The following is a 22,034-nucleotide window of genomic DNA, read 5'->3' as shown; positions in this document are numbered from 1 at the left end:
AGGGCGCAGTGACAGCGCAAGAAAGGCAGAATTTCTCCTCAAGCACCCTGCGCTGCGCGGTGGTCTTGACCGCTCTGAAGCGTGGAGACGACGCGCACCTTCCTCCACGCAATACTGCCAAGGCGTTGCGTCCCGAGCACGGGGACCCGAAGGCGGCGATGGGCAGAACCGCCAGATGGATTCCGAAACCGCTGCCGTGCGGCATCAATCCAGCGGGGTCCGCTGCCCCTCAAATGACCTTCGGAGCCGACATGCCGCTTTTGGGTCAACTTCAAGCGCATCGGAAACCATTTGTCCCAGCAAAGATCCTCTCGCAGCCCAGCTGTCCTGGGCCGTCATCTGCGTGGGTTTCGACCCTGGTACGTCCTTACAGTCCTGCGCCAATGGCTGCATTGATCTTTTGGGTAAATGCTCGTAGAGCAAGTCCCAGAACGATCGCAATGACGGCGATCATGCCCAAATACGCTTCGTGGTTCATTGCCGCGTAGATCTGGCCCAGCAGGCCCGACAGGGAGGACCCTGCAGCCAGTGCGAAGAAGATGAGGGCTACCAGCTGCGACTTGTACATGCTCGGGGCGATTCGGGTGGCCAGCGACAGACCGATCGGCCCGACCAGAACTTCCGAAACACCGACGATGACCATGAACACCAGCATGAGAATCAGCGGAATGGATTCTCCCGACAACATGGAGACAATGAGCAGGAAAACGTAGCCGAGCCCAATCTGAATCATGCCAAACGAGATCTTTGCTGCCGCATTAGGCTGTCGGTTTCCCTTTCGGCTCCAGGATTTGGCAAGCAGCGGGGTTGCCAAGACCGCGGCCAGAGGTCCCATGGTAGTCACCCACGCCGCGGGGAATTCCCACGAGCCCAAATGAAGATCGACCCGTTCGGTGATGATGATCGCTATGGTCGTGAAGTTCTGGAACAGAAACCCGAAGTACAGGGCGCTGACAATGAACAGCGGGATGAAGCCCCTCAGCCGCGTCTTCTCCACGGGGGTGACTACCTTGGAGCTCAACATGATGGCCAGATAAGCCACCGATGCGCCAACGATCACCAAGGTGGTCGCATTTGCCATGTTGCCACTATTGAGGATCCGGGTCGACCACGCCATGATGATGACGCCGGCGAGCACGGCAACAACCAGAAGAGGCACCCAGGCCTTGCTGCGGAGCAAGGGGTTCCTTACGATCGAGGCCTGTTCGGGCAGGTTCCGCATTCCCACCGCGTATTGGATGAGCGCGGCCATCATACCGACCGCTGCCAGCCCGAAGCCCAAATGGAAGCCGACCATGCTCTGAGCAATGCCGGTAGCCAAGGGGCCCGCCACCGCACCGATGTTGATGGCCATGTAGAAATAGGAGAAGCCGGCATCGCGCTTGGACTGGTTGGAGTCAAGCAAGAAACCGACAATGGAGGTGATGTTGGTCTTCAGGGCTCCCGTACCCACGACGATGAGCCCCAGGCCCAGACCCAGGCCTGCGGCACCCGGAATGAAGGCCAGGGCCAGATGCCCGAGGGTGATTACCACGCCGCCCCAGAAAACCAACCGTTTCGGCGCCAGCACCCTGTCGCCCATCCAGGCACCGAAGATCTGGGCCAGATAAACAGCTCCTCCATAAGCCCCGACGATGCTCGCGGCAGCCGCGGCTCCCAGCCCCAAACCTCCTTCTTGGAGTGTGTATAGAAGATAGAAGGCCAGGATTCCCTGCAGCCCGTAGAAACTAAACCGTTCCCACAATTCGGTCATGGCAAGGCTTCCGATGCCCCGCGTTGGCTTGGGGAGCGGCATTGCGCTTAAATTTGGATTTTCGTCCGGCCCGACGGGCATGGTGCGTTCGTGGATCGTTGTCATGCAATTTCACCTTGGAGTTGTGGAAGCAGTCGGAGGGCGGCCATTATCCGCGTCGCCGCGCCCTCTGCGGGTCGAGAAAGCGAGGGAATGTAATTCAGCCCACACATAGGGAACCATCTACTCTGGCCATAGTCAACACCTTGGACTACAGTTATGACTAAATTTGGATCGCGAAATTGAGAGGAAGCTCATATGACCGACAGTGGCTTGGGTCGCAAGAGGCTCTCTCGTGGCGCCCTCACGGGGAGCTCCATCGCTCTGGCAACCTTGCGTCTCCTTGACGAAAAGGGCACCGCGGGGTTCACTCTTCCAGCACTGGGACGGGCTCTGGGCGCAGACCAGACCGCCGTCTACAGGCATTACGCGCACAAGGACGACATCGTGCTCGCTGTAGCAGACCTGTTGCTGGAAGAAGTCCTCGATGGCTACCACCCGGCCCCTTGCTGGCGAGCGGCCATCGCCGACCTCAGCCGCAGAATTCGCGAAGTCTACAAACGGCATCCCGCCGCTGGCTCGCTCTCGGGCTCCAGGACCACCGGGCGGACAGGCGAAAAGCAACTGGTGGAAGCCTTCCTCGCTGCCATCATCGACGCAGGATTCGAGGGGCAAGAGGCCGCACTCTATTATCGGGTCGCCGCCGACTTTTCCCTCTTCTGGGCCGGCGGACATGCTGGCTACCTCGCCCTCGACCCAGACCGCCAGTTTACCGACGAGTCGTCGTGGACACGCGAATATTTCAACGCCGATCCCCAGCTCCACCCCCGGACCGCACAAACGAAGCAGCACCTGGCAGAGGTAGGTTTCGATGAAATATTTGAAACCGCCTTGGCCCTGATGCTGGATGGAATAGAGGTCAGGGCTCCGAAGCCATGTACCTGCACGTCAACAGACCATCCGACGATACGGCCTCGGCACTCGCGGGCTTAGCCCCCCTCTCATCACCCCTGTAGGAGACAGCCCATGGATCAGACAAACGAGAACCACTTCGACGTCATCGTCATTGGTGCGGGGGCCGCCGGACTCGGCGCAGCCAGAACCCTGCATGACAGCGGCCTGAACGTCATCACACTGGAAGCCAGAGACCGCATCGGCGGACGGATCTACACATCCCGAGACAATACTGGACGTCCTGTGGAACTAGGGGCGGAGATGCTCCATACCGCCCAGAACCCGCTCTTGCAGGTCCTCGCAGACGCAGGGGTGGCGACCGTCGACGTCGGCGGAACCCGGACCCTCTCGCCGAATTTCGCAGTCAAGCTGACGCATCTGCTGGACACTCTTGACGAGCCTGTCCACTCCCAGTCTGCCAGCGACTTTGTGCGCCAGGTCCCCGGAAGTGCTGAACGAGAACTTTTGGCTGAAGCCTTCGACGCCCAATTGGGACGCGAGGCATTACGACGCACAAGCGCCATCGACGCCATCCAAGAGCTGAGGCTGGAACTTGAACACGGCGAATTCATGAGTACATTCAACTCGCGTGTTCCCGAAGGACTCGATCAAATCGCGACGGTCCTGGCCGCCGGCCTCCAGGTGCACACGTCCACGCGGGTTGAACGGGTTGAACACCACGAAAAGGGAGTTTCCATTCTGGCCACCGTGAACGGACAGAGCCAAGGTTTCCACGCTTCCAGGGTCGTCGTTGCGCTGCCACTGGGTGTTTTAAAGAACAACGATGTCCAGTTCGAGCCCCGGCTTCCGGTCGGTACGGTACAGGCCATGCACGACATCATCAATCTGGACATCGTCAAGATCCTCTTTACCTTCAGCGGCGACGTCTGGAATTTGCCCGAAGACATCGAATACCGTGCGGAGGGACCACTCTCGGCCATCTGGAATTCCACTTTCGCGGGGGCCTCAACGAAGGAAACCGTCGTCGTTGCCTGGGCGGTCGGAGACAAGGCACGCAGCCTGCTCGAGACGAATATCGAAACGGCAATGCGCCAAGCCCTTGAGCAGGTCCGCATCCAACTCGGAGACTCCGGGCTGGATCCCGTCTTCGCCGGCTTCCATTCGTGGGCCACTGACCCATATGCCCGGGGCGCCTATAGCCATCTACCTCCGGGCGCTGCACCCGATGCCCGGCAACGGCTCGCTGCTCCCATTGCGGACCGGATCTTCTGGGCCGGCGAGGCGACCGCCACCTGGCGGTCCCGAACCGTTCATGGGGCCTACCTTTCAGGCCTGCGCGCCGCGGCCGAGATCTCAGCATCGCTCACGTCCGCAGAGCGCAAAGCCTTCCAACTGTCCGTCTGATCCGAAAGCCTCACCCGACCTGGCCGGCGGCCTCAACACCCGACTCTCTTCTGTTCTCTACCCGTTACTTGCTTCATCGTCGGTAGGAAGGTTGGCTATTTCCGATTAGGCCACCACCCCACCAACCTCCTAGGATGATCGCTGGGATCCGCAATTCGCCGGCAAGGTCGCGATCTACAACATCAGCGGTACTGCGCGCTACCAGTTCCTTGCCACCATAGCCAAGCTGAACGGCGGCAGTGAGTCCAATATCGATCCCAGATTTGAGAGGTTGAAATCTCTCAAACCCAACCTTGCGGCTATTTGGAGCACGCCCGATGAGATGAGCAAACTGCTCACTAGCGGCGAAGCCGTCATCGGCGTCTCGTACGCGGACCGGCGCACTCAAGAACAGCGGGGCGTCCTTTGCGTTTGCACAGCCGAAGGAAGGAACCATCGCCGTGCTCAGTGCAATGACCATCCCGAAGGGCACGTCAAAGACCGACGCGGCGCACGACTATATTGACTTCCAGATTTCTTCCTAGGTCAGCTCTAAGTTCGTTCAGATGATCGGCAAGGGGGCAACCAACCGGACCGTCACGCTCTCACCTTCCTTCCTTCCTCGAAAATAACTACGTCCACTACGGCGAGCAGCAGATCAAGTCCCTCACCAACGTAGACGCCGAAGCGATAGCCGGGCACCGCTCCGATTGGAGGACGCGTTGGCAGCCTGAGCTTGCCGGTTAATACGTTCCGCTTGGATCGGTGAGGGCGAGATGCCCTCACCGATCCAAGCGGAAACGCTCAACCGGCTCCGCACCCACGACGCCATTCTCTTCGGCGCCAGGGGCGACCCTCGGGTATCCCTGCGGTATTGGAACATGGAGTCATCTTCTGCATCAGGCGGGAGTTCACCAGCAGGCCAATCTTCGTCCGGCATGCCTCGATCCCGGGGTTCCTACGCCCATCAAGGACTTCGACCCCGCGCAGTGCGACATCGTCGTCGTACGGTAGAACACCAAGGGTCTGTAAGTGAGCGAGGGATCAAGCATCCATCAAGGATCGATCAGTGCCGCGGCCATCCAGAAATCGGTCAACACAGCACGAACCATTGCCGATGTCGTGGACTGTTCTTTCCGGCTTGCCCAAAAACTCCGCGGGGAGCTCACCCTATGCCATAAGAAGAACGTCCTGGTCCATGCGGGACAGCTATGGCAGCGGGGCGTCGACGAGCATGCGCCGAGGTATCCAGATGTCGATGCACCCGGGCAGATTCGATGTGATCGTCACCGACAACCACTTCGGGGACATCATTTCCGACCTCGGCGCCACGATCCAAGGTGAGCTCGGTGTGGCCTCCAGTGCCAACCTGAACCTCGATGGCCATTCACCGAGTATGTTAGGGCCTATCCATGGCCCCGCACGCGATATCGCCGGACGCGCGGTTGGGCGAATCCCGCCGCAGCCGTCCTCTCGGCAGCTCTCTGCCTTGCCGCCCGTGGAGAAGGGAGAGGCCGCACTGTCCCTGGAACGGGCTGCAGCTTCCGTGCTGGCCGAACTGCCCGCCTTGTCCGGTTCTGCCATGGACACCATCACCGATGCTCTCGACGATCAGATGGCCCGGCAACTTGCAGAGGTGGGGTCTTTCGTCAATGATGCGCGGGGATCCTCCATCATGACGGCAACGGCAGCGGAATGAGCACTCCCTGATCGTGGCGTGAACGACTTTGAAGGCAGCGCATCGGAAGCCATTCCCCCAGGGGTGAGTGCCCCTGCCAGAGCTTGTTGCGGCAGGGGCACCGCAGGGAGCATCGGTCCTCGTCGGCCTGTCAGTGCGGGGCTCCCAGCTCCACGAGCAGCACCCCGCCCATGATCAGCACGATGCCGGCGATCATCAGCAGGGTCAATGGTTCCCCGAAGACCCACTTGCTCAGCACCGCGGTGATGGCAACGCCGGCCGCTGCCCAAATCCCGTAAGCCACCCCGATGCCCATGCCGGCGGACAGGGACATCGACAGCAGGAAAAACGCGAGCATGTAGCCGGCTACGACCGGAATGTACCACCGGCGCGAGCCGGTGACGCCGGCCCGCAGCGACATCGTCGCACCGACCTCGGCGATGATCGCCAGACAGAGGAAGAACCACATCATGCAATCGTGTCCGCTTCGGCCCCAGAGGCCGTTTTCGCCGCATGCTGGGATCCGAGTTCGACCAGCACGACGCCGACGATGATGATGCCCAGTCCGAGCATCATCGCCGGGGTCAACGGCTCGGCGAAGATGAACAGGGCCAGGACGGCCGTCAGGGCGACGCCGAGCGCACCCCAGATCCCGTAGGCGACGCCCAGCGGCAGGCCCCGGCGCATTGCCAGTGCGAGGCAGCTGAAGGCGGCGATGTAGCCAAAGACGACCGGCATGTACCACCAGGGCTGCTCCAGTGCCGCCTTCAGCGACAGGGTGGCCGTAACCTCGGTGAGGATCGCGACGGCCAGCAGGAGCCATTTCGTCAAGGGGCATTCTCTTTCACGTCCCTCGGGTGGCCGGGACGGTTCGGTTCGATTGGACGGCGATGGCCGCGGGGCCATCGTGCGGGAAGGATATCAGGCTGCCCGGCGCTCTTTCAGCAGGGTGCGCAGGCAGGCGATGGCGATGGCCCCGACCAGGACCAGCGCCGCGTAGCCGAGCCCGGCATACCCCAGGGCGGCCAGCAGCGGGCCGGCGCCGGCGGCACCGATCGCACCGGCGGAACCCATCAGCGTGTCGGAGACGCCTTGCACCTGGACACGTTTTTCTCGCACCACGCGCCCGGCGAGGTAAGCCGAACCGGCGATGGTGCCCATGGACCAGCCGATCCCCAGCAGCACCAGGCCGATGGTGACGGCGGTGCGGCTGTCGGCCCCGAGTCCAGCGACGAGCACCGCGATCGCCAGGACCACCTGGCCGGTGAGCATCATGCTGATCTTGCCGAATTTATCGGCCAGTGCGCCGATGAACGGGGAGAACGCATACATGCCGGCGATGTGCAGGGAGATCACGAAGCCGACGATGACCAGGATGTCCCCGGAATCGGCGTGCATCGCGTGGCCGGGCGTGGCCGCCATGTCCTTCAGGTGCACCGGTGTCATCGACATGATACCGACCATGACCAGGTGCGAGACGGCGATGGTGGCGATGCCCAGCGAGGCTCCCGGCGATTCGCGTACGGCCTGGAGCCCGGTGAGAAGCGATCCGCGCGGTCGCGGGGATCCGGCAGGCCTGGCCGGGGTGGTGGTCCCGGAAGCGTCCCCGGCCAGTACGGCGAAGCGCTGGGAAACGGCGATCGGGTCCGGGCGCAGCCCGATGTTCAGCACCAGCACCGCCAGCAACATGCCGATGAGAGAGAAGATGAACGGTCCGCTCATGGCCGGCAGCCCGAACAGTTCACCGAGTTTGGCGCCGGGGCCGATCAGGTTCGGACCGGCAACGGCGCCGATGGTGATGGCCCAGACCACCAGGCCCAGATCCCGTCCGCGGGTGGCCTCGTCGGCCAGGTCGGTGGCGGCGAAGCGGGCCTGCAGATTCGCCGCGTTGCCCACGCCCAGCAGTCCAGCACCGAGTAGCAGCAGCGCAAAGGACTGCGCGACCGGAGCGAACATCATCAGCACGGCACCCAAGGCCGCGAGCAGGATGCCGGTAGACAGTGCGATCCGACGACCGCGGCGCACCGCCGACCCGGCCAGCGGCAACGCGCTGAGGGCACCGGCGACGGAGATGGCAAACGTCGCGGCGCCGGCAAAGGCATTTGAACCGGTCAGTTCCACGGCCATCAGCGAACCGATGGCCAGGCCGGCGCCGTTGCCGATCCCGGAGAGCAGTTGCGCGCTGGAGAGGGTTAAGACAATGCGACGCTGGAACGCCACCTTGTTGGGCAGCATCTCCAGCGTCGCATTCGAGTAGTTATTCACCGCCCCAGCCTAGCAAGGCGGGGGTCTGGTGATTATTTGGTGTCGGCGTCTCCCGGCTTGGCGTCGGAACATTCGTGGGCCACCGCTGCCTCTGCTGCCATCTTCTTGCCCCACGGGCTCCACAGGCTCAGCACCGTAGTCAGCACGATGGTGCCCAGGATGACCACGAGCGAGAGGTTCGTGGAGATTTCCGGGGCCCACTCGATCGGCTTGCCACCGTTGAGGAACGGCAACTCGTTGACGTGCATCGCGTGGAAGACCAGCTTCACGCCGATGAAGGCGAGGATGATCGAGAGGCCGTGCTTGAGGAAGACCAGGCGGTCCATGAGCCCACCGAGCAGGAAGTAAAGCTGGCGCAGGCCCATCAACGCGAAGATGTTGGCAGTGAACACGATGAACGCGCTCTGGGTCAGGCCGAAGATCGCCGGAATGGAGTCGACGGCGAAGAGCAGGTCGGTCATGCCGATGGTGATGAAGACCATGACCATCGGGGTGAAGACGCGGCGGCCGTCGATCGTGGTGCGCAGCTTGTTGCCGTCGAATTCCTTGCTGACCGGCAGGCGGCGGGTCAGCCGGGACACCAGACCGGTGTCTTCTTCATCCTCCTCATCGCTTTCCTTCTCGAACGCCTGCTTCCAGGCGGTGAAGAGCAGGAAGGCACCGAAGATGTAGAAGACCCAGGAGAAATTCTCGATGACGGCGGCGCCGGCCATGATGAAGATGCCGCGCAGGATCAGCGCGATGATGATGCCGAACATCAGCACTTCCTGCTGATATTTCCGCGGTACCGAGAAGCGGGCCATGATGATGATGAACACGAACAGGTTGTCCACGGACAGCGAGTATTCGGTGATCCAGCCGGCCATGAACTGCTGGCCGTATTCGGGACCGGCCTGCCAGAAGAGCAGGCCGCCGAAGATGATGGCGAGGGACACGTAGAAACCGACCCAGAGGCCGGATTCCTTCATCGAGGGTTCGTGCGGGCGCTTGACCACGTAGAGCAGGTCGAAGAGCAGGATGAGCCCCAGGACGATGAAGGAAATGACTTCAAACTGGAGCGACAGGGTCGGTTCCCCGGTTTGCATGGGCATTAAAAGGGGTGACAAAAGATGCCTTTCGGGTACGACAAATAGTCGCAAGTCTCTCCGCCAACCAGCTCAGATGTGGTCGGCCGCTGCGTCCGGCCGGGCAACGGTGCCCGACGTGTTGACGATCACAGCACTTTGGGATACTCCCCTACGCTGACTCCAGCTTAGCGCATCAGTCAGCGCGGACCGCCCGAACCGCCGCTGATCAGGCGTGTCCGGCCGCCTTCATCTGGCGCAGTTCCTTCTTCAGCTCCCCGACCTCGTCGCGCAAACGGGCCGCCAGCTCGAACTGCAGCTCGGCCGCCGCTCCATGCATCTGTTCGGTCAGCTGAGTGATCAAATCCACCAGGTCCTCGGCCGGTACGGCGGCCAGCCCGTCGCGACGGAGAATCTCCTCGCCCTTGGCCTTGCCTGCGGAATTGCGCTTTGCCCCCTTGGCCAAACGCTGGTTGTTCAGCAGCTCCTGCGTGTCTGCATCCTCACGGGCCAGCTGGTCGGTGATGTCGGCGATCTTCTTGCGCAGCGGTTGCGGGTCCACCCCGTGGTCCGCGTTGTACTTCTGCTGGATCACGCGGCGGCGGTTGGTCTCGTCGATGGCGTGGGCCATCGCATCGGTGATCTTGTCCGCATACATGTGCACCTGGCCCGAGACGTTACGTGCGGCGCGGCCGATGGTCTGGATCAGCGAGGTGGCCGAGCGCAGGAAGCCCTGCTTGTCCGCATCGAGGATCGCCACCAGCGAGACCTCCGGCAGGTCAAGGCCCTCACGCAGCAAGTTGATGCCCACGAGCACGTCGAACACGCCCAGACGCAGTTCACGCAGTAGTTCCACCCGGCGCAGAGTGTCCACGTCCGAGTGCAGGTATTCGACCTTCACGCCGTGCTCGGTGAGGTATCCGGTCAGGTCCTCGCTCATGCGCTTGGTCAGCGTGGTGACCAGCACCCGCTCGTTCTTCTCGACGCGGATGCGGATCTCGTCGAGCAGGTCATCGATCTGGCCCTGGGTGGGCTTGACGATGATCTCCGGGTCGATCAGGCCGGTGGGGCGGATGATCTGCTGCACGACGCCGTCCGCCTTGCCCAGCTCGTACTTGCCCGGCGTGGCGGAGAGGTAGACCGTCTGGCCGATGCGCTCGAGGAACTCGTCCCACTTCAGCGGCCGGTTGTCCATCGCCGAGGGCAGTCGGAAGCCGTGCTCCACCAGTGTGCGCTTACGCGACATGTCACCCTCGTACATCGCCCCGATCTGCGGGACGGTGACGTGCGATTCGTCGATGACCAGCAGGAAGTCGTCGGGGAAGTAGTCGATCAGGCAGTGCGGGGCGGTGCCTGCCTCGCGGTAGTCGATGTGCCGGGAGTAGTTCTCGATGCCGTTGCAGAAGCCCATCTGCTGCATCATTTCCAGGTCGTAGGTGGTGCGCATGCGCAACCGCTGCGCCTCCACCAGCTTGTTCTGGGCCTCCAGCGCCGTCAGCCGTTCGGCCAGTTCGTCCTCGATGGCGATGACGGCGCGGTTCATCCGTTCGGGGCCGGCGACGTAGTGGCTCGCCGGGAACACGTACATCTCGTTTTCCTCGCGGATCATCTCGCCGGTGACCGGGTGCAGCGTGTGGATCGACTCGATCTCGTCGCCGAAGAACTCGATGCGCAGCGCCTGCTCTTCATACATCGGGATGATCTCGACGGTATCCCCACGGACCCGGAAGGTGCCGCGGTGGAAGTCCATGTCGTTGCGGGCGTACTGCATGGAGACGAACTTGCGCAGCAGGACGTCGCGGTTCATCTCCATTCCCTTCTTCAGGGTGACCATGCCGGCGACGTATTCCTCGGGGGTACCCAAGCCGTAGATGCAGGAGACCGTGGCGACGACGATGACATCGCGGCGGGTCAGCAGCGCGTTGGTGGCCGAGTGGCGCAGCCGCTCGACCTCCTCGTTGACCGAGGAGTCCTTTTCGATGAACGTATCGGTCTGCGGTACGTAGGCCTCGGGCTGGTAGTAGTCGTAGTAGGAGACGAAGTACTCGACGGCGTTGTTGGGCAGCAGCTCGCGGAACTCGTTGGCCAACTGGGCCGCCAGCGTCTTGTTCTGCACCAGCACCAGGGTGGGGCGCTGGACCTTTTCGATCAGCCAGGCAGTCGTTGCCGACTTGCCGGTACCCGTGGCACCGAGCAGCACCACGTCCTTCTCGCCTGCCGTGATGCGTTCGGCAAGCTCCTTGATGGCCGCCGGCTGGTCGCCGGCGGGCTGGAACTCGCTGATGACTTCGAAGGGGGCTACGACGCGGTTGATCTGCTGCGCAAGACTCATGCTCCAAGGCTACGCCCCGGCACCGGCGCCGGGAGCCGCTGCTCGCGCAAGGCTGAACGGCCGCTGCCCGAAAAGTGCCGAGGCTCTTCCCGGCGCCACGGCCGGGGCCGGGAGGGAGCGGGCACCGGTAAAGTCCAGGCAGCGGGTGTCCCGCGGCTTTTCCTGGACCAGTTCGCGCCGTGGGCCTTCAGCATCGCCTGCGTTGGCTGCGTTGCCTTCGCCGGCTTTGCGTGGTGGCATGCGCACGCCGAACTGGGGCTCGTGCTGGCCGGGCTCTTCACCCTGGCGCACCTGGACCGGGTGTGGGTGCGGGGGAACCTGCCGCCGGGAACCGGGCACTGCTAGTCGGCAGCGGACGACAGGTTCTGGCCCTGGACCTTGGCGACGGAGCGCCGGGCGCGCAAGTCCTGGAGATCAAGGGCATGGTCGCCCGGGATCGGACCGCCGCGGGAATCGGGGCCGTGCGCAGCGACCCGTTCGCGCAGCTTCTCACCGGTGGTGGCGCCCGGGCGGGAACGCACCGACCCGGCCAGGGCAAGCGCGGCCAACGGCTCCAGTTCGGCCAGGCGTGCGAAAACCTGGTGCTGCCCCTCACCGATGATGTCGTTGACCCAGCTGAAGTAGCGGTGCGCCTCGGCCAGGATTCCCGGGACGACGGCGTCGGGATCCACCACGTGGCGGATGCCGTTGGCGGTGAACCGGGCGCTGCGTCCGAGCCGCTGCAGTTCCAGCTCAACGGGCTGCTCGGGCAGTGGCCCGCTGCCGTGGCCGGTGCGCAGGTAGCCCTCGACAGCATCGAGCAATGCAAGCCAAATGCCAGTGACATCGTCCCAGAGGTCCACCGGGATCAGATCCAGGCTATGGTAGCGCAGCCTGACCAGACCCTCGCTGCCGTAGGGGTGGCGTTCCCGGCGGGCGAACCAGAGTGCCGCCGCAGCAGCGGGGTCGGCATCGATGCCGACCAGGTAGTGCGCGGGACGTGCGGTGAAGTCGGCCAGGTCGGTGATCGTGTCCGGGATCAGCAGGAAGGACTCGGCGACGAGGGCCCGCCGCACGGTGGGGGTGGTGTTCATGGCCGGTGGCCTTTCGGGTTCTGGGCGGATTGCCGCGCGACGATGGATTCCAGCGAGGAGTTCATCGCACGCAGCATGAAGAGGCTCGCCGCAGCCACTGCGCTCACCAGGCCCGCGACCGCGAGCCAGGCCGGAACGGCGATGGCGGCAGCGGACGCAGCGGCTCCGGCGGCGAAGGCGGCGCGGCCGCCACCGGGCAGCCAGAGCAGCAGGGCGCTCCCCCAGCACAACGTGGCCACGACGAGCAGGACGCGGATCCAACGAAGCTGGCGTGCGGCGCGGTTCCGGACATCAAGCAGCTCCCGGGCCAACGCCACCGCGCGTGGCGAGGGTTCGCGGGGTTCCGGCGCGGGCGCGCCGGGTATTTCGGGACGTTCCGGTGTTTCGGGAATCACCGGGGCAGGTCCCCGTCCGGTGTTTCAGCGGACCCCGGGTCGCCGGTTGCCTGCGCTGCGCGGCGGGGTTCGACCAGCTCCGCCCAGATCCGGTCGACGGTGGCGGCGAGGTCGGTGCGGGTGCCGTGATTGGCGATCACCGCGTCGGCGACGGCCGCGCGCTGTTCGTCGGTGGCCTGGGCTGCGATCCGCGCGCGGGCGCCGGCCTCGGACATGCCGCGGTCCCGGGCCATGCGGTGCAGGCGCTCATGCAGCGGTGCGGAGACAACCAGAACGAGGTCGAAGTCCCGCCCTTGGCCGGTTTCCACCAGCAGCGGGATATCCTGCACGATGACGGCGGCGGGGTCCGCTTCCAGCGCCTCGGTCCGCAGCCGGGCGGCCTCGGCGCGCACCAGCGGGTGGACGATGGAGTTCAGTTTCGCGCGGGCCTGCTCGTCGGCGAAGACCAGGGCGCCGAGCGCGGGCCGGTCCAGCGCACCGTCATCGGCCAGGATCCCGGCGCCGAAGGCCTCGACGACCGAGGCCAGGCCGGGGGTTCCGGGTTCCAGCACCGCCCGCGCTATCGCGTCGGCGTCGATGAGCACAGCGCCGAGTTCCACCAGCCGCTTCGCCACAGCTGATTTTCCGGCGGCGATCCCGCCGGTCAGTCCCACATTAAGCATGAAACAACCCTACCGCCGCCTGCTGTCCCCTAGGACGGTGGAAGCAGCGCCCGGCGCAGCGTGTCCAGACCCACCGACCCAATGCCCAACGCCCGGGTGTGGAAGGCCTTCAGGTCGAAGGCCGGCCCCTCGGCGGCACGGCAGGCGTCGCGGATCTGTTCCCATTGGCGCTGACCGATCTTGTAGGACGGTGCCTGCCCCGGCCAGCCGAGGTACCGCACGAACTCGAACTCGAGCAGGCCGGGGGTGGTGTCCAGGTGCGAGGCCAGGAAATCCCGTCCCCTTTCCGGCTCCCATGCCCCGCCGCCCCACCCGGCGGGCATCGGCAGTTCCAGGTGCATGCCGATGTCGAAGACCACGCGTGCGGCGCGCATCCTCTGCATGTCCAGCATGCCCAGGTGGTCCCCGGGGTCATCGAGGTAGCCCAGCTCCAGCATCAGCCGTTCGGCGTAGAGCGCCCAGCCCTCCCCATGGCCCGACACCCAGCAGGCGTGGCGCCTCCAGCCGTTCAGCGAACCCCTCAGGTGGGTTGCCGTACCGTATTGCAGGTGGTGGCCGGGGACTCCCTCGTGGTAGACGGTACTTGTTTCCGCCCAGGTGGTGAACTCGTCCTCGCCGGCGGGCACCGACCACCACATGCGCCCGGGTCGGCTGAAGTCATCCGAGGGTACCGAGTAGTAGACGACGCCTTCCCTGGTGGGGGCGATCATGCATTCGAGCCGCCGCATGGGTTCGGGGATCTCGAAGTGTGTATCGGCCAGGTCCGCGATGGCCCGGTCTGATTTTTCCTGCATCCAGTCCCGCAACGCGTCGGTGCCCTTGAGCCGACGGGCTGGATCCGCATTCAGGAGGGCCTTCGCCTCGGCGATCGAGGCCCCGGGCAGGATGCGTCCGGCCACGAGTTCCTGTTCCGCGATGATCCGCTCCAGTTCGCCCACGCCCCAGGCATAGGCCTCGTCCAGGTCCACCCCCGCGCCGAGGAACCGGCGCGAGCACAGCTCGTAGTATTCGCGGCCGACGGCGTCCTTCGACGGCGCCACGGGTAGCAGCTCGACGTCGAGGAAGCGGGCGAGCCCGCGGTAGGACCGCGCCGCCGCCGCGGCACCGGTGGCGAGCCGTTCGCGCAACGGAGCGGTCGGCGCGGCACCGTCGATGCGGGCCCCGGCCGCGAGCGCGTCAAAGAAACCGCCGTCTCTGGCGTAGTCAAGGGATTGTCCGATGGCGGAGCGCACCTGGCGCGCGGCAGCGACGTGGCCCAGGCCGCGACTGGTCCGCAGCGACTGGATGTAGCCGCCAATTGCCATGTCGACATTGGCCAGCCGGTCCGCGATGTGTTCCCAGTCCTCGGCGGTTTCCGTTGGCATCAGGTCGAAGATACCGCGGATTCCCTGCAGCGGGCACTCGATGTTGTTCAGCTCGGTGATGCCCGTGGCCAGGAATTCCAGCTCCATCCCGAGCCGTTCGCCCATGGCATCGAGCGTGATGGCATCGACGGCGTCCACGGGTTCCAGCCCGTCGAGGGCCGCCAACGCAGTGCGCATGGCGGTGGCGCGCTCCAAAGTACCGGCGGGCGAATGGTCCGAGTAGCGGCTCTCGTGTCCCGGAACGCCCAGCGAGGTGGCCAGTTCGGGAGTCAGTTCAAGCACGCACCGGAAGTACGCTTCGGCGACGGCATCGATGGCGGTGGGCGTGCGGGCGGGCGGGCTTTGTCGTGGGTTCATGCATCCATCCTCGGTGCGCTGTCAGGGGACATGTGATGGCCGTTGCACCGGCCGTCACATGTCCCTTTTGGTTTTTTTGCCGCGGTGCGGGGGCACCGTGCCGCCTTTACTTTCCGGACAGCGACCAATCCCAGAAGTTCCACCACACGCCGGTCTGGTTGGACATGTATTGCACGCCATCGACATCCGCGGCCGAGGCTTGGACCCCGACCAGCTGGAACAGCGGCAGGCCATAGGCCGCGCCCCAGATCTGCCGGTCGATCTTGGCCTTGAGCTCATCCTGTTTTGCCGGATCGGTCTCCAGGATCAGCTGACCCATCAGCTCATCGGCTTCCTTGTTGGAGAAGTTGTTGAAGTTCGAGGCGTTGCCGCTGCCGAAGATCTGGGTCACGCCCGAGACACCCACACCGGTGGAGGTCCAGCCGAAGAGTGCAGCATCGTAGGTCCCGGTGCCGAGCGCGCCGGCCCAGCTCGAGGCACCGAGTCCCCCGTCCACCACTTTGAATCCGGCTTCTTGGGCCGACTGTGCAATCAGGGCGTAGGCATCGGAGCGGTTCGGGTTGTCCTTGTTGTACATCAGACGCACTGTGGGCGTTTTGCCGCCCAGGAGCGTGCGTGCCCCCGCGATGTCCACGTCCTGGAAGTTGGCCGACCCGTTGGCCGCCACGGAAGCAGCGTAGCCGGCATTCGCCGGAACGAAGACCTGCGAGTCCAGCGGCGTCGCCGCCGGATCGAGCTTCTTGATGATCGAGTCCATGATCTGCGCCCGCGGAACCGTCTTCATGAAGGCCTCACGGACACTTTGATCCTTGAAGACGCCGTTGAAGTTCAGGTCGACGTGGTCGTAGGACAACTCCTCTCCCTTTTCGATCTTGGCCTGCTCGCCCAAGGCCTCGAGCTGCTGCATGGTGTCGGCGGAGGCCTGCGGGGCGATGATGTCCACTTCGCCGTTGCGCAATGCCTGAATCTGGGCCGGGGCTTCGCTGATGTACCGCACCACGATCGAATCGACCTGGGGCATCGGGCCCCAGTCATAGTCCGGGTTGCGCACCAGCGTCATCGATTTGTCCGGCACCATGGAGTCCACCATGAACGGGCCGCTGGAGAGGTAGAGGGACTTATCCGTCGGCAGGGTTTTGGTGTCGTAGCCGCTATTCCAGAAGTTGGCGACCTTCTTGAGCTGCGCATTGGGAGCGACGGGTTTGGCGGGGTTTCCCTTGGGCGTGTCCTGGATCAGCTTGGTCAGTTCTTCCTGGCTCATGCCGACCTTTTTTGCCACGACATGGGCGGGGGTGAAGCTGTCGGCATTGGTGTTGCCGACAGCCAGCTCCCAGTCGGCAAACGGCTTGGAGTACTTCAGCGTGATGGACCGGTGATCCGCGCCGATCTCGGGGAGGCCGGTCAGCGCCAGGCCCGAGGTGTCTCCGGCATAGTCGAAGTAGCTGGTCCCGCTACTCACCGCACCCTCAGCATCCACCGTCGCGTCATTGAAGCGAGCACTGCGGATGGCCCAATAGAGCATCAGGTCATCAGCGTCCAGCTGTTCGCCATCGGACCATTTGACTCCCTCGTTAATCGTGTACTTAACGGTGAGTGGATCCTGCGAAATGACCTCGTACGTCCCGAACTTCTCGTTCTTGACGATGTTGAGGTCATTGTCGATGTAGTTGAAGCCCGACTGCGTGGCATAGCTGATCTTGCCGTTGACATCGACGCTGCCGGTGGCGGTATTCGCGTTGAAGGAGCTGAAGGCGTTCACCTCCACGACGCGTACCTCGCCGCCTCCGGCGGACGCATCAGCTGGGGCCGTGGAAGGGCTGGTGCCGGTGTTGGCTGCGCAGCCGCTCAGCGCGAGGGTGGCTGCGGCGCCCAGGGCGACGGCTTGGGACAAACGTATTGACTTCATGATTCTCCTGGTGGTCGTGCGGGTCTGGAAGGGATGCAGCAAGCGGTGCCGCTCCACGGATTTCGGCCATTGGACTCCGGGTTATTCCCGGCTGGAAATACGAGGGGACTCAGCTCCTTTCAAAGGCGGCTCCGAGTTCGGCCTGGAGGAACCCGCGCATCCAGCCCCTGGCCACCGTGTGGTCCAGGGCGGGTGCGCCGAGGCTGATCTGGGTGTAGATGCCGTCCATGAAGGCGGCGGTCTTCACCGCCACGGCCAGCGGATCGACATCGGCTTTGAAGGTCCCCGTAGCGATGCCCCGGCGGATGGTTCTCTCGCAACAGGAGCTCCACAGGCGCAGCCGGCCGTAGTCCTCCTGCCGGGTGTCCGGGTCCCTGGCCCATTCGCTCCAGTAGTCGGACCAGAACCGCCAGTGCCGCAGGGTGTCCTCCGTCCCGTCGAACAGCGGATCGATCAGTAGCAACAGGGCCCGGCCCACGTCCGCTTCGGCATCGACGGCGGTGATCACCGGTGCGTAGAACCTCTCCGCCTCTATCACAGCGGCCTCGAGGATGATCTCGCGGATGGACCCGAAGTGGTAGGTCACCGTGCCCACCGAGGTCTGCGCTTGCCGGGCAATCTCCCGCAGCCCGGTAGTGCGCAGCCCGTCGCGCAGGATCGCTTCACGCGCGGCCTCGGCGATCTGGGCGCGCCGCAGCGCGGGCGCCAACCTCCGCTGGATCATGTCGACGTCCTGGGGATGGCTTCGATCCATTCGCGCTCCGCGACCAGCTGCTCATCCCCGTCGCCCACCGTTGCCCAGGCGGTCACGCTGTTGCTCAGCAGGAAGCTGCCGGAGCCGGAGCCCAGCACCGATTCGGTTTCCAACCGCGCCGACCAGCCCTCGTTCGCCAGGGCGATCGACCAGGCGGACCGGGCGCTGCCGCTGAGCGGATCTCCCTCGGTGATCGTGTAGGTCTCCCGGCTGTATTCGGTGAACACCAGGCCGTCGGGGTAGCGGCGTGATCCGCCGTAACCCGGGTCCGCGTCAAGCACCCATTGCCCCGTTTCCACGTCGTGGGTGACGCGGCGTTGGGAGGGAGCCACGAATGTCGGGTCGACGCGTCCCCCGTCGTTTTCCAGGTATTCCACCGGAAGCGGTGGCGCCTGTTCGGGTTCACCGAATCCGATGCCCCGGATGAGCCCAGAGCTGGTGCCCAGCGTGACCGGGTCCCCGGCCAGGACGGGAAGTTCCAGGGAGCTGGCGCCGAGTGCCACCTCCAGCGCCGGTTCAATGGCCGGGGGCCAGATCCATGGCCAGTAAGTGGAGGAGAGCGCGAGCCGGATCGCGTGCCCGGGAGCGATAACGTAGCCGATGCCGACCAGGTCGAATTCGACATCCACGAATTGACCGACGGGCATCGGCACCGCCTTCTCCCTTCCCTCGCGCTTGTTCAGGTTAAGCACGCCCCGGCTCACCAGGGTCGATGAGCCGTCGGGAGCGACGTCGCACAACCGGGCCACGATGTTTGCCTCGGGCTGGTCGGTACTGATGCGCAGCCGGACCAGGGCGTTGCCCAGGATCCGCGTCGCAGTGGAGGCTGCGGTGAAGTCGATGCACACGCTGCGTCCGTCCTCTGCCCGCTGGTCCGGTGGCAGGTCCGTGGCATTACCGAACGGGAAGTACCGCCCGGCATCGGCCCCGGTTTGCTGCGCGGTGCGCACCAGCACCACGCCGTTGCCGACCGGGACGTTGCAGGAACCTTCGGAGAGCGCCTGCCGGCGCCCGGTCACGGCTGCCGTCGGCCAGCCCTCGAGTCCCAACCAGCTTCCGCGGCGCTGCTCGTAATGGGTCGCCGGGGGCTCCCCTTCGGGCAGGAACGCGAGCAGTTTCGGGCCCTGGTCGGCACCGTTATCGATGTCCTTGAGCCAGTGGTCCCACCAGGCCAGGGTTTCGCGCAGGAAGTTGATGCCCGGTCCCGGGGCGTAGCCCCGGTCGGGATACTGGTGCGACCAGGGCCCGATGATGCCGCGGACCGGTGCGTCGAGGTTTTCCACCAGGCGCAGCACGGCATCTCGGTAGGGGTCGTGCCAGCCGCCGACGGCCAGCACCGCGGCAGTGATCGAGGAGTAGTCCTCGCAAACGCTTCCGAACCGCCAGTAGTCGTCGCGCTCCTGGTGGCCCAGCCATGTCCCGGTCATGGGCCGGGTGTTTTCCAGTCGCTCGCGCCACTGCTCCACCCACCCCTCGCCCACTACCTCGGGCCGTGGTGGGCGCGAGTTGAACGCGAACATCGTCCCGCCCCAGGAGGCCATGTCGATGCCCAGCAGGGCGCCGCCCATGTAGTGCACGTCGTTGTCGTAGCGGTCATCGGTGGAACAGACGGTGACGATGGCCTTGAGCGCCGCCGGGGCATGCCCTGCCAGTTGCAGCGCGTTGAAACCGCCCCAGGAGATGCCGAACATTCCCAGGGACCCGGTGCACCAGGGCTGCGCGGCGATCCAGGCGATCACCTCGAGGCCATCGGCTTGTTCCTGCGCGGAGTATTCGTCGACGAAGATGCCATCGGAGCTTCCGGTGCCCCTGATGTCAACGCGTACCGAGGCGTAGCCGTGCCCGGCATAGTAGGGGTGGCGCTCGTTGTCGCGCGGTGAGGTCCAGTCGTCCAACCGGTAGGGCAGGTATTCCAGCAGCCCGGGAACCGGGTGGGCCTCCGCATCGCGTGGACGCCAGATTCTGGCGTGCAGTCGGGTGCCGTCGCCGAGCGGAATCCAGGCGTCCTCGACCAGGGTCTGGTGCGGCAGCGCGTCGATGTACTTCATGGGGCCGTAGTTCCTTTGCAATGGCTTTCGGGTGGCCGGGGCCGGCAGCGTGCCACCCACGTCTTATCGTTCAGATGAACGATAGAGCATATCCCCCTTCGCGGCTAGTGCGTTACGTCACCTACTTCCACCCCGGAGCCCCGCTCAGGGCCGGGCTAGACTTGTACCGGTGAGCGAAAACCAGGGCCCCGCGACGGCGTATACGACGGTGGACGGGGACCACGTGCACGAGTTGGAGATCAAGCGTTCGCGTTTCATCACCTATCTGCGCCGGGTCGAGACCGAGGAGGCCGCGCGCGGGCTGATCGCCGAACTGCGCAAATCCCATTTCGACGCCCGACACCACTGCAGCGCCTTCATCCTGGGTCCGGACCGGACCGCCCAACGCAGCAACGACGACGGAGAGCCCTCGGGCACAGCCGGCATCCCGATGCTCGACGCGCTGGCCAAGCGCGAAACATCACCGGGAACCAGCGACCTCAGCGACATCGCCGCGGTGACGGTGCGCTACTTCGGCGGCATCCTGCTCGGCGCCGGCGGGCTGGTGCGCGCCTATTCCGCATCGGTGTCGGCCGCCCTGGATTCGGCCACGCTGGTACGGCGCCGGCGCATGCGCCTGTACGGAATCGACGCCGGCTACGCCGCTTCGGGCCGGCTGGAAAACGACCTGCGGGCGGCCGGCACGCAGGTGCTGGGCACCGATTACGGGCCGTCGGCGGCGACGCTGCGCATCGCCCTGCCCGATGACCCGGCCGGCATCGCCGCCTTCGCCGAGCACCTGGCCACGCTCACCTCCGGCGCCGGCGTGCCGCAGGACCGGGGCACTGCCTGGGTGGATCTGCGATGACCAAGAAGATTTCCAACACCAAGGACCACCCGATGGACAGCATGCCCCTGGATTTCACCGCCCTGCGCCGCCGCCCCGACGTGGAGGCCCCGAACCTGCAGGCACACGATGCGGCGGATCTGCTGCTCTTGGATACCGCCCGGGAATCCGGGGCACTTGCTGCTGCAGCGGACGGGAAGCTGGTGGTGCTGGGCGACCATTACGGCGCACTGGTGCTCGGCGCCGTGGCCCGTGGCGCCACCGGCGTGCGTGTGCACCAGGACGGGCTCTCCGGACAGCGGGCCATCGACGCGAACGCGGCCGGCCTGCTGCCGCAATCCGCCGGTGCGTATCGCCACCTGCCGCTGGATGCGGCGCTGGTCGAGGGTGCCACGCTGGTGCTCATGGCGCTGCCGCGTTCCCTCGATGCGCTTGAGGAAATGGCGGCGCTTCTCGCCAAGCACGCCGATCCGTCGGTCACGCTGCTGGCGACGGGACGGGTCAAGCACATGTCCCTGGCCATGAACGAGGTGCTGGGCCGCTACTTCGGCGAGGTCAGTGCCGGGCTGGCCCGGCAAAAGTCACGGGTCTTGACGGCTTCGGCCCCGTTGGCCCCCGACGCGCTGCCGGCATCGCGCTTCCCGCTGGCCTGCGCCCACGCGGTGGGGCTGGCGTCGGATCTGGAGTTGCGTGCCTTCGGCGCGACGTTCGGCGGCGCCAAGCTCGACCCGGGCACCCGGTTCCTGCTCCTGCATCTGGCCGGGGCCCGGGAAGCGGCCACGGCAATCGATCTGGGCTGCGGCAACGGCACCATCACCGCCTACTTGGCACTGATCCGCCCGTCGATGCACGTGCTGGGCTGCGACCAGTCTGCTTCCGCCGTCGCCTCGACGCTGGCCACCGCCGCGGCCAACGGCGTGACGGCCCGGGTCACCGCCTTGCGCGATGATGCGCTGTCGGCACAGCCCGATGCCTCGGCCCGGCTGATAGTGCTCAATCCCCCGTTCCACATGGGAAACACGGTTCATGCCGGTATCGCACTGAAGCTGATAGCCGATGCCGGGCGCGCACTGGAGCCCGGCGGTGAGCTGTGGTGCGTGTGGAACTCGCACCTGGGCTACCGCGGGGCGCTGGAGAAGCTGGTGGGTCCGACCCGGCAGGTGGACCGGAACCCGAAGTTCACCGTGACGGTGTCCACCAGGAAGTAGGCGCACCCGGTC

General features: G+C 65.0%; 19 protein-coding genes. 5 read left to right on the top strand and 14 right to left on the bottom strand.

Annotation, left to right across the window (positions count from 1 at the left end; translation table 11 throughout):
* Window positions 1-367 precede the first annotated feature (367 nt).
* Window positions 368-1,795 (bottom strand): peptide MFS transporter, encoded by a 1,428-nt coding sequence (locus E9229_RS14890; RefSeq protein ID WP_221184727.1) that lies wholly within the window; start codon window positions 1,793-1,795, stop codon window positions 368-370.
* A gap of 255 nt (window positions 1,796-2,050) precedes the next feature.
* Between E9229_RS14890 and E9229_RS14885 the strand changes: the two genes are divergently transcribed.
* From E9229_RS14885 to E9229_RS19055, 3 genes are all read left to right on the top strand, one after another.
* Window positions 2,051-2,785 carry a TetR/AcrR family transcriptional regulator gene (locus tag E9229_RS14885; RefSeq protein WP_183512413.1) on the top strand — a complete coding sequence of 245 codons (735 nt, stop codon included), beginning with the start codon at window positions 2,051-2,053 and terminating at the stop codon, window positions 2,783-2,785.
* A gap of 33 nt (window positions 2,786-2,818) precedes the next feature.
* Complete coding sequence (locus E9229_RS14880) at window positions 2,819-4,111, top strand: flavin monoamine oxidase family protein (RefSeq protein ID WP_183512411.1); 1,293 nt, start codon at window positions 2,819-2,821, stop codon at window positions 4,109-4,111.
* A 1,231-nt stretch (window positions 4,112-5,342) separates the two neighbouring features.
* Window positions 5,343-5,789: an isocitrate/isopropylmalate family dehydrogenase gene (locus tag E9229_RS19055; protein ID WP_221184672.1), complete on the top strand. Its 447-nt coding sequence runs from the start codon at window positions 5,343-5,345 to the stop codon at window positions 5,787-5,789.
* 130 nt (window positions 5,790-5,919) lie between these two features.
* Here E9229_RS19055 and E9229_RS14870 read toward each other — a convergent pair whose 3' ends face one another.
* The 13 genes from E9229_RS14870 to E9229_RS14810 form a co-directional block, all read right to left on the bottom strand.
* Window positions 5,920-6,240 carry a DMT family transporter gene (locus E9229_RS14870; RefSeq protein WP_183512410.1) on the bottom strand — a complete coding sequence of 107 codons (321 nt, stop codon included), beginning with the start codon at window positions 6,238-6,240 and terminating at the stop codon, window positions 5,920-5,922.
* Window positions 6,237-6,599, bottom strand: a complete 363-nt coding sequence (locus E9229_RS14865; protein WP_183512409.1) for a DMT family transporter — start codon at window positions 6,597-6,599, stop codon at window positions 6,237-6,239. The genes E9229_RS14870 and E9229_RS14865 overlap by 4 nt, the downstream gene beginning before the upstream one ends.
* Before the next feature lie 90 nt (window positions 6,600-6,689).
* Complete coding sequence (locus E9229_RS14860) at window positions 6,690-8,033, bottom strand: MFS transporter (RefSeq protein ID WP_312855719.1); 1,344 nt, start codon at window positions 8,031-8,033, stop codon at window positions 6,690-6,692.
* A 32-nt stretch (window positions 8,034-8,065) separates the two neighbouring features.
* The gene (locus E9229_RS14855; RefSeq protein WP_183512408.1) at window positions 8,066-9,124 is read right to left on the bottom strand and encodes a TerC family protein; all 1,059 of its coding nucleotides are present in this window, start codon (window positions 9,122-9,124) and stop codon (window positions 8,066-8,068) included.
* 202 nt (window positions 9,125-9,326) lie between these two features.
* The gene (uvrB, locus tag E9229_RS14850; RefSeq protein WP_183512406.1) at window positions 9,327-11,429 is read right to left on the bottom strand and encodes an excinuclease ABC subunit UvrB; all 2,103 of its coding nucleotides are present in this window, start codon (window positions 11,427-11,429) and stop codon (window positions 9,327-9,329) included.
* A 9-nt stretch (window positions 11,430-11,438) separates the two neighbouring features.
* A complete protein-coding gene (locus tag E9229_RS14845; protein WP_183512405.1) occupies window positions 11,439-11,669 on the bottom strand; it encodes a hypothetical protein in 231 nt (76 codons plus the stop codon).
* A gap of 101 nt (window positions 11,670-11,770) precedes the next feature.
* Window positions 11,771-12,502, bottom strand: a complete 732-nt coding sequence (locus E9229_RS14840; RefSeq protein WP_183512403.1) for a hypothetical protein — start codon at window positions 12,500-12,502, stop codon at window positions 11,771-11,773.
* Window positions 12,499-12,897, bottom strand: coding sequence for a hypothetical protein (locus E9229_RS14835; RefSeq protein WP_183512402.1), 399 nt, complete (start codon window positions 12,895-12,897; stop codon window positions 12,499-12,501). The genes E9229_RS14840 and E9229_RS14835 overlap by 4 nt, the downstream gene beginning before the upstream one ends.
* On the bottom strand, window positions 12,894-13,559 hold the full coding sequence (gene coaE / locus E9229_RS14830) for a dephospho-CoA kinase (RefSeq protein ID WP_183512401.1): 666 nt from the start codon (window positions 13,557-13,559) through the stop codon (window positions 12,894-12,896). The genes E9229_RS14835 and coaE overlap by 4 nt, the downstream gene beginning before the upstream one ends.
* Before the next feature lie 29 nt (window positions 13,560-13,588).
* On the bottom strand, window positions 13,589-15,280 hold the full coding sequence (locus E9229_RS14825) for a DUF885 domain-containing protein (protein ID WP_183512400.1): 1,692 nt from the start codon (window positions 15,278-15,280) through the stop codon (window positions 13,589-13,591).
* A 106-nt stretch (window positions 15,281-15,386) separates the two neighbouring features.
* A complete protein-coding gene (locus tag E9229_RS14820) occupies window positions 15,387-17,186 on the bottom strand; it encodes an ABC transporter family substrate-binding protein (protein ID WP_183512398.1) in 1,800 nt (599 codons plus the stop codon).
* Between the two features lie 109 nt (window positions 17,187-17,295).
* Window positions 17,296-17,910 carry a TetR/AcrR family transcriptional regulator gene (locus E9229_RS14815; RefSeq protein WP_246380802.1) on the bottom strand — a complete coding sequence of 205 codons (615 nt, stop codon included), beginning with the start codon at window positions 17,908-17,910 and terminating at the stop codon, window positions 17,296-17,298.
* Window positions 17,907-19,988: a CocE/NonD family hydrolase gene (locus E9229_RS14810; RefSeq protein WP_183512397.1), complete on the bottom strand. Its 2,082-nt coding sequence runs from the start codon at window positions 19,986-19,988 to the stop codon at window positions 17,907-17,909. Before E9229_RS14810 ends, E9229_RS14815 begins: the two co-directional genes overlap by 4 nt.
* A 169-nt stretch (window positions 19,989-20,157) precedes the next feature.
* Here E9229_RS14810 and E9229_RS14805 point away from each other — a divergent pair, with 169 nt between their 5' ends.
* Both E9229_RS14805 and E9229_RS14800 read left to right on the top strand, forming a co-directional pair.
* On the top strand, window positions 20,158-20,835 hold the full coding sequence (locus E9229_RS14805; protein ID WP_183512396.1) for a YigZ family protein: 678 nt from the start codon (window positions 20,158-20,160) through the stop codon (window positions 20,833-20,835).
* The gene (locus tag E9229_RS14800) at window positions 20,832-22,022 is read left to right on the top strand and encodes a class I SAM-dependent methyltransferase (RefSeq protein WP_407671373.1); all 1,191 of its coding nucleotides are present in this window, start codon (window positions 20,832-20,834) and stop codon (window positions 22,020-22,022) included. Before E9229_RS14805 ends, E9229_RS14800 begins: the two co-directional genes overlap by 4 nt.
* Window positions 22,023-22,034: the final 12 nt, after the last annotated feature.

The organism is Paeniglutamicibacter cryotolerans (assembly GCF_014190875.1).
Taxonomy (GTDB): Bacteria; Actinomycetota; Actinomycetes; order Actinomycetales; family Micrococcaceae; genus Paeniglutamicibacter; species Paeniglutamicibacter cryotolerans.
The sequence above is the reverse complement of the archived record's forward strand: the minus strand, read 5'-3'. Positions and strand labels throughout refer to the sequence as shown.

Excerpts from the sequence above, each read along its gene's own strand:
- E9229_RS14855 (WP_183512408.1), bottom strand. The coding sequence starts at position 9,124 with ATGCCCATGCAAACCGGGGAACCGACCCTGTCGCTCCAGTTTGAAGTC.
- E9229_RS14800 (WP_407671373.1), top strand. The coding sequence starts at position 20,832 with ATGACCAAGAAGATTTCCAACACCAAGGACCACCCGATGGACAGCATG.
- E9229_RS14880 (WP_183512411.1), top strand. The coding sequence starts at position 2,819 with ATGGATCAGACAAACGAGAACCACTTCGACGTCATCGTCATTGGTGCG.
- E9229_RS19055 (WP_221184672.1), top strand. The coding sequence starts at position 5,343 with ATGTCGATGCACCCGGGCAGATTCGATGTGATCGTCACCGACAACCAC.
- E9229_RS14810 (WP_183512397.1), bottom strand. The coding sequence starts at position 19,988 with ATGAAGTACATCGACGCGCTGCCGCACCAGACCCTGGTCGAGGACGCC.
- E9229_RS14825 (WP_183512400.1), bottom strand. The coding sequence starts at position 15,280 with ATGAACCCACGACAAAGCCCGCCCGCCCGCACGCCCACCGCCATCGAT.
- E9229_RS14840 (WP_183512403.1), bottom strand. The coding sequence starts at position 12,502 with ATGAACACCACCCCCACCGTGCGGCGGGCCCTCGTCGCCGAGTCCTTC.
- E9229_RS14845 (WP_183512405.1), bottom strand. The coding sequence starts at position 11,669 with ATGCCACCACGCAAAGCCGGCGAAGGCAACGCAGCCAACGCAGGCGAT.
- E9229_RS14815 (WP_246380802.1), bottom strand. The coding sequence starts at position 17,910 with ATGATCCAGCGGAGGTTGGCGCCCGCGCTGCGGCGCGCCCAGATCGCC.
- E9229_RS14820 (WP_183512398.1), bottom strand. The coding sequence starts at position 17,186 with ATGAAGTCAATACGTTTGTCCCAAGCCGTCGCCCTGGGCGCCGCAGCC.
- coaE (WP_183512401.1), bottom strand. The coding sequence starts at position 13,559 with ATGCTTAATGTGGGACTGACCGGCGGGATCGCCGCCGGAAAATCAGCT.
- uvrB (WP_183512406.1), bottom strand. The coding sequence starts at position 11,429 with ATGAGTCTTGCGCAGCAGATCAACCGCGTCGTAGCCCCCTTCGAAGTC.
- E9229_RS14885 (WP_183512413.1), top strand. The coding sequence starts at position 2,051 with ATGACCGACAGTGGCTTGGGTCGCAAGAGGCTCTCTCGTGGCGCCCTC.
- E9229_RS14870 (WP_183512410.1), bottom strand. The coding sequence starts at position 6,240 with ATGATGTGGTTCTTCCTCTGTCTGGCGATCATCGCCGAGGTCGGTGCG.
- E9229_RS14890 (WP_221184727.1), bottom strand. The coding sequence starts at position 1,795 with ATGCCGCTCCCCAAGCCAACGCGGGGCATCGGAAGCCTTGCCATGACC.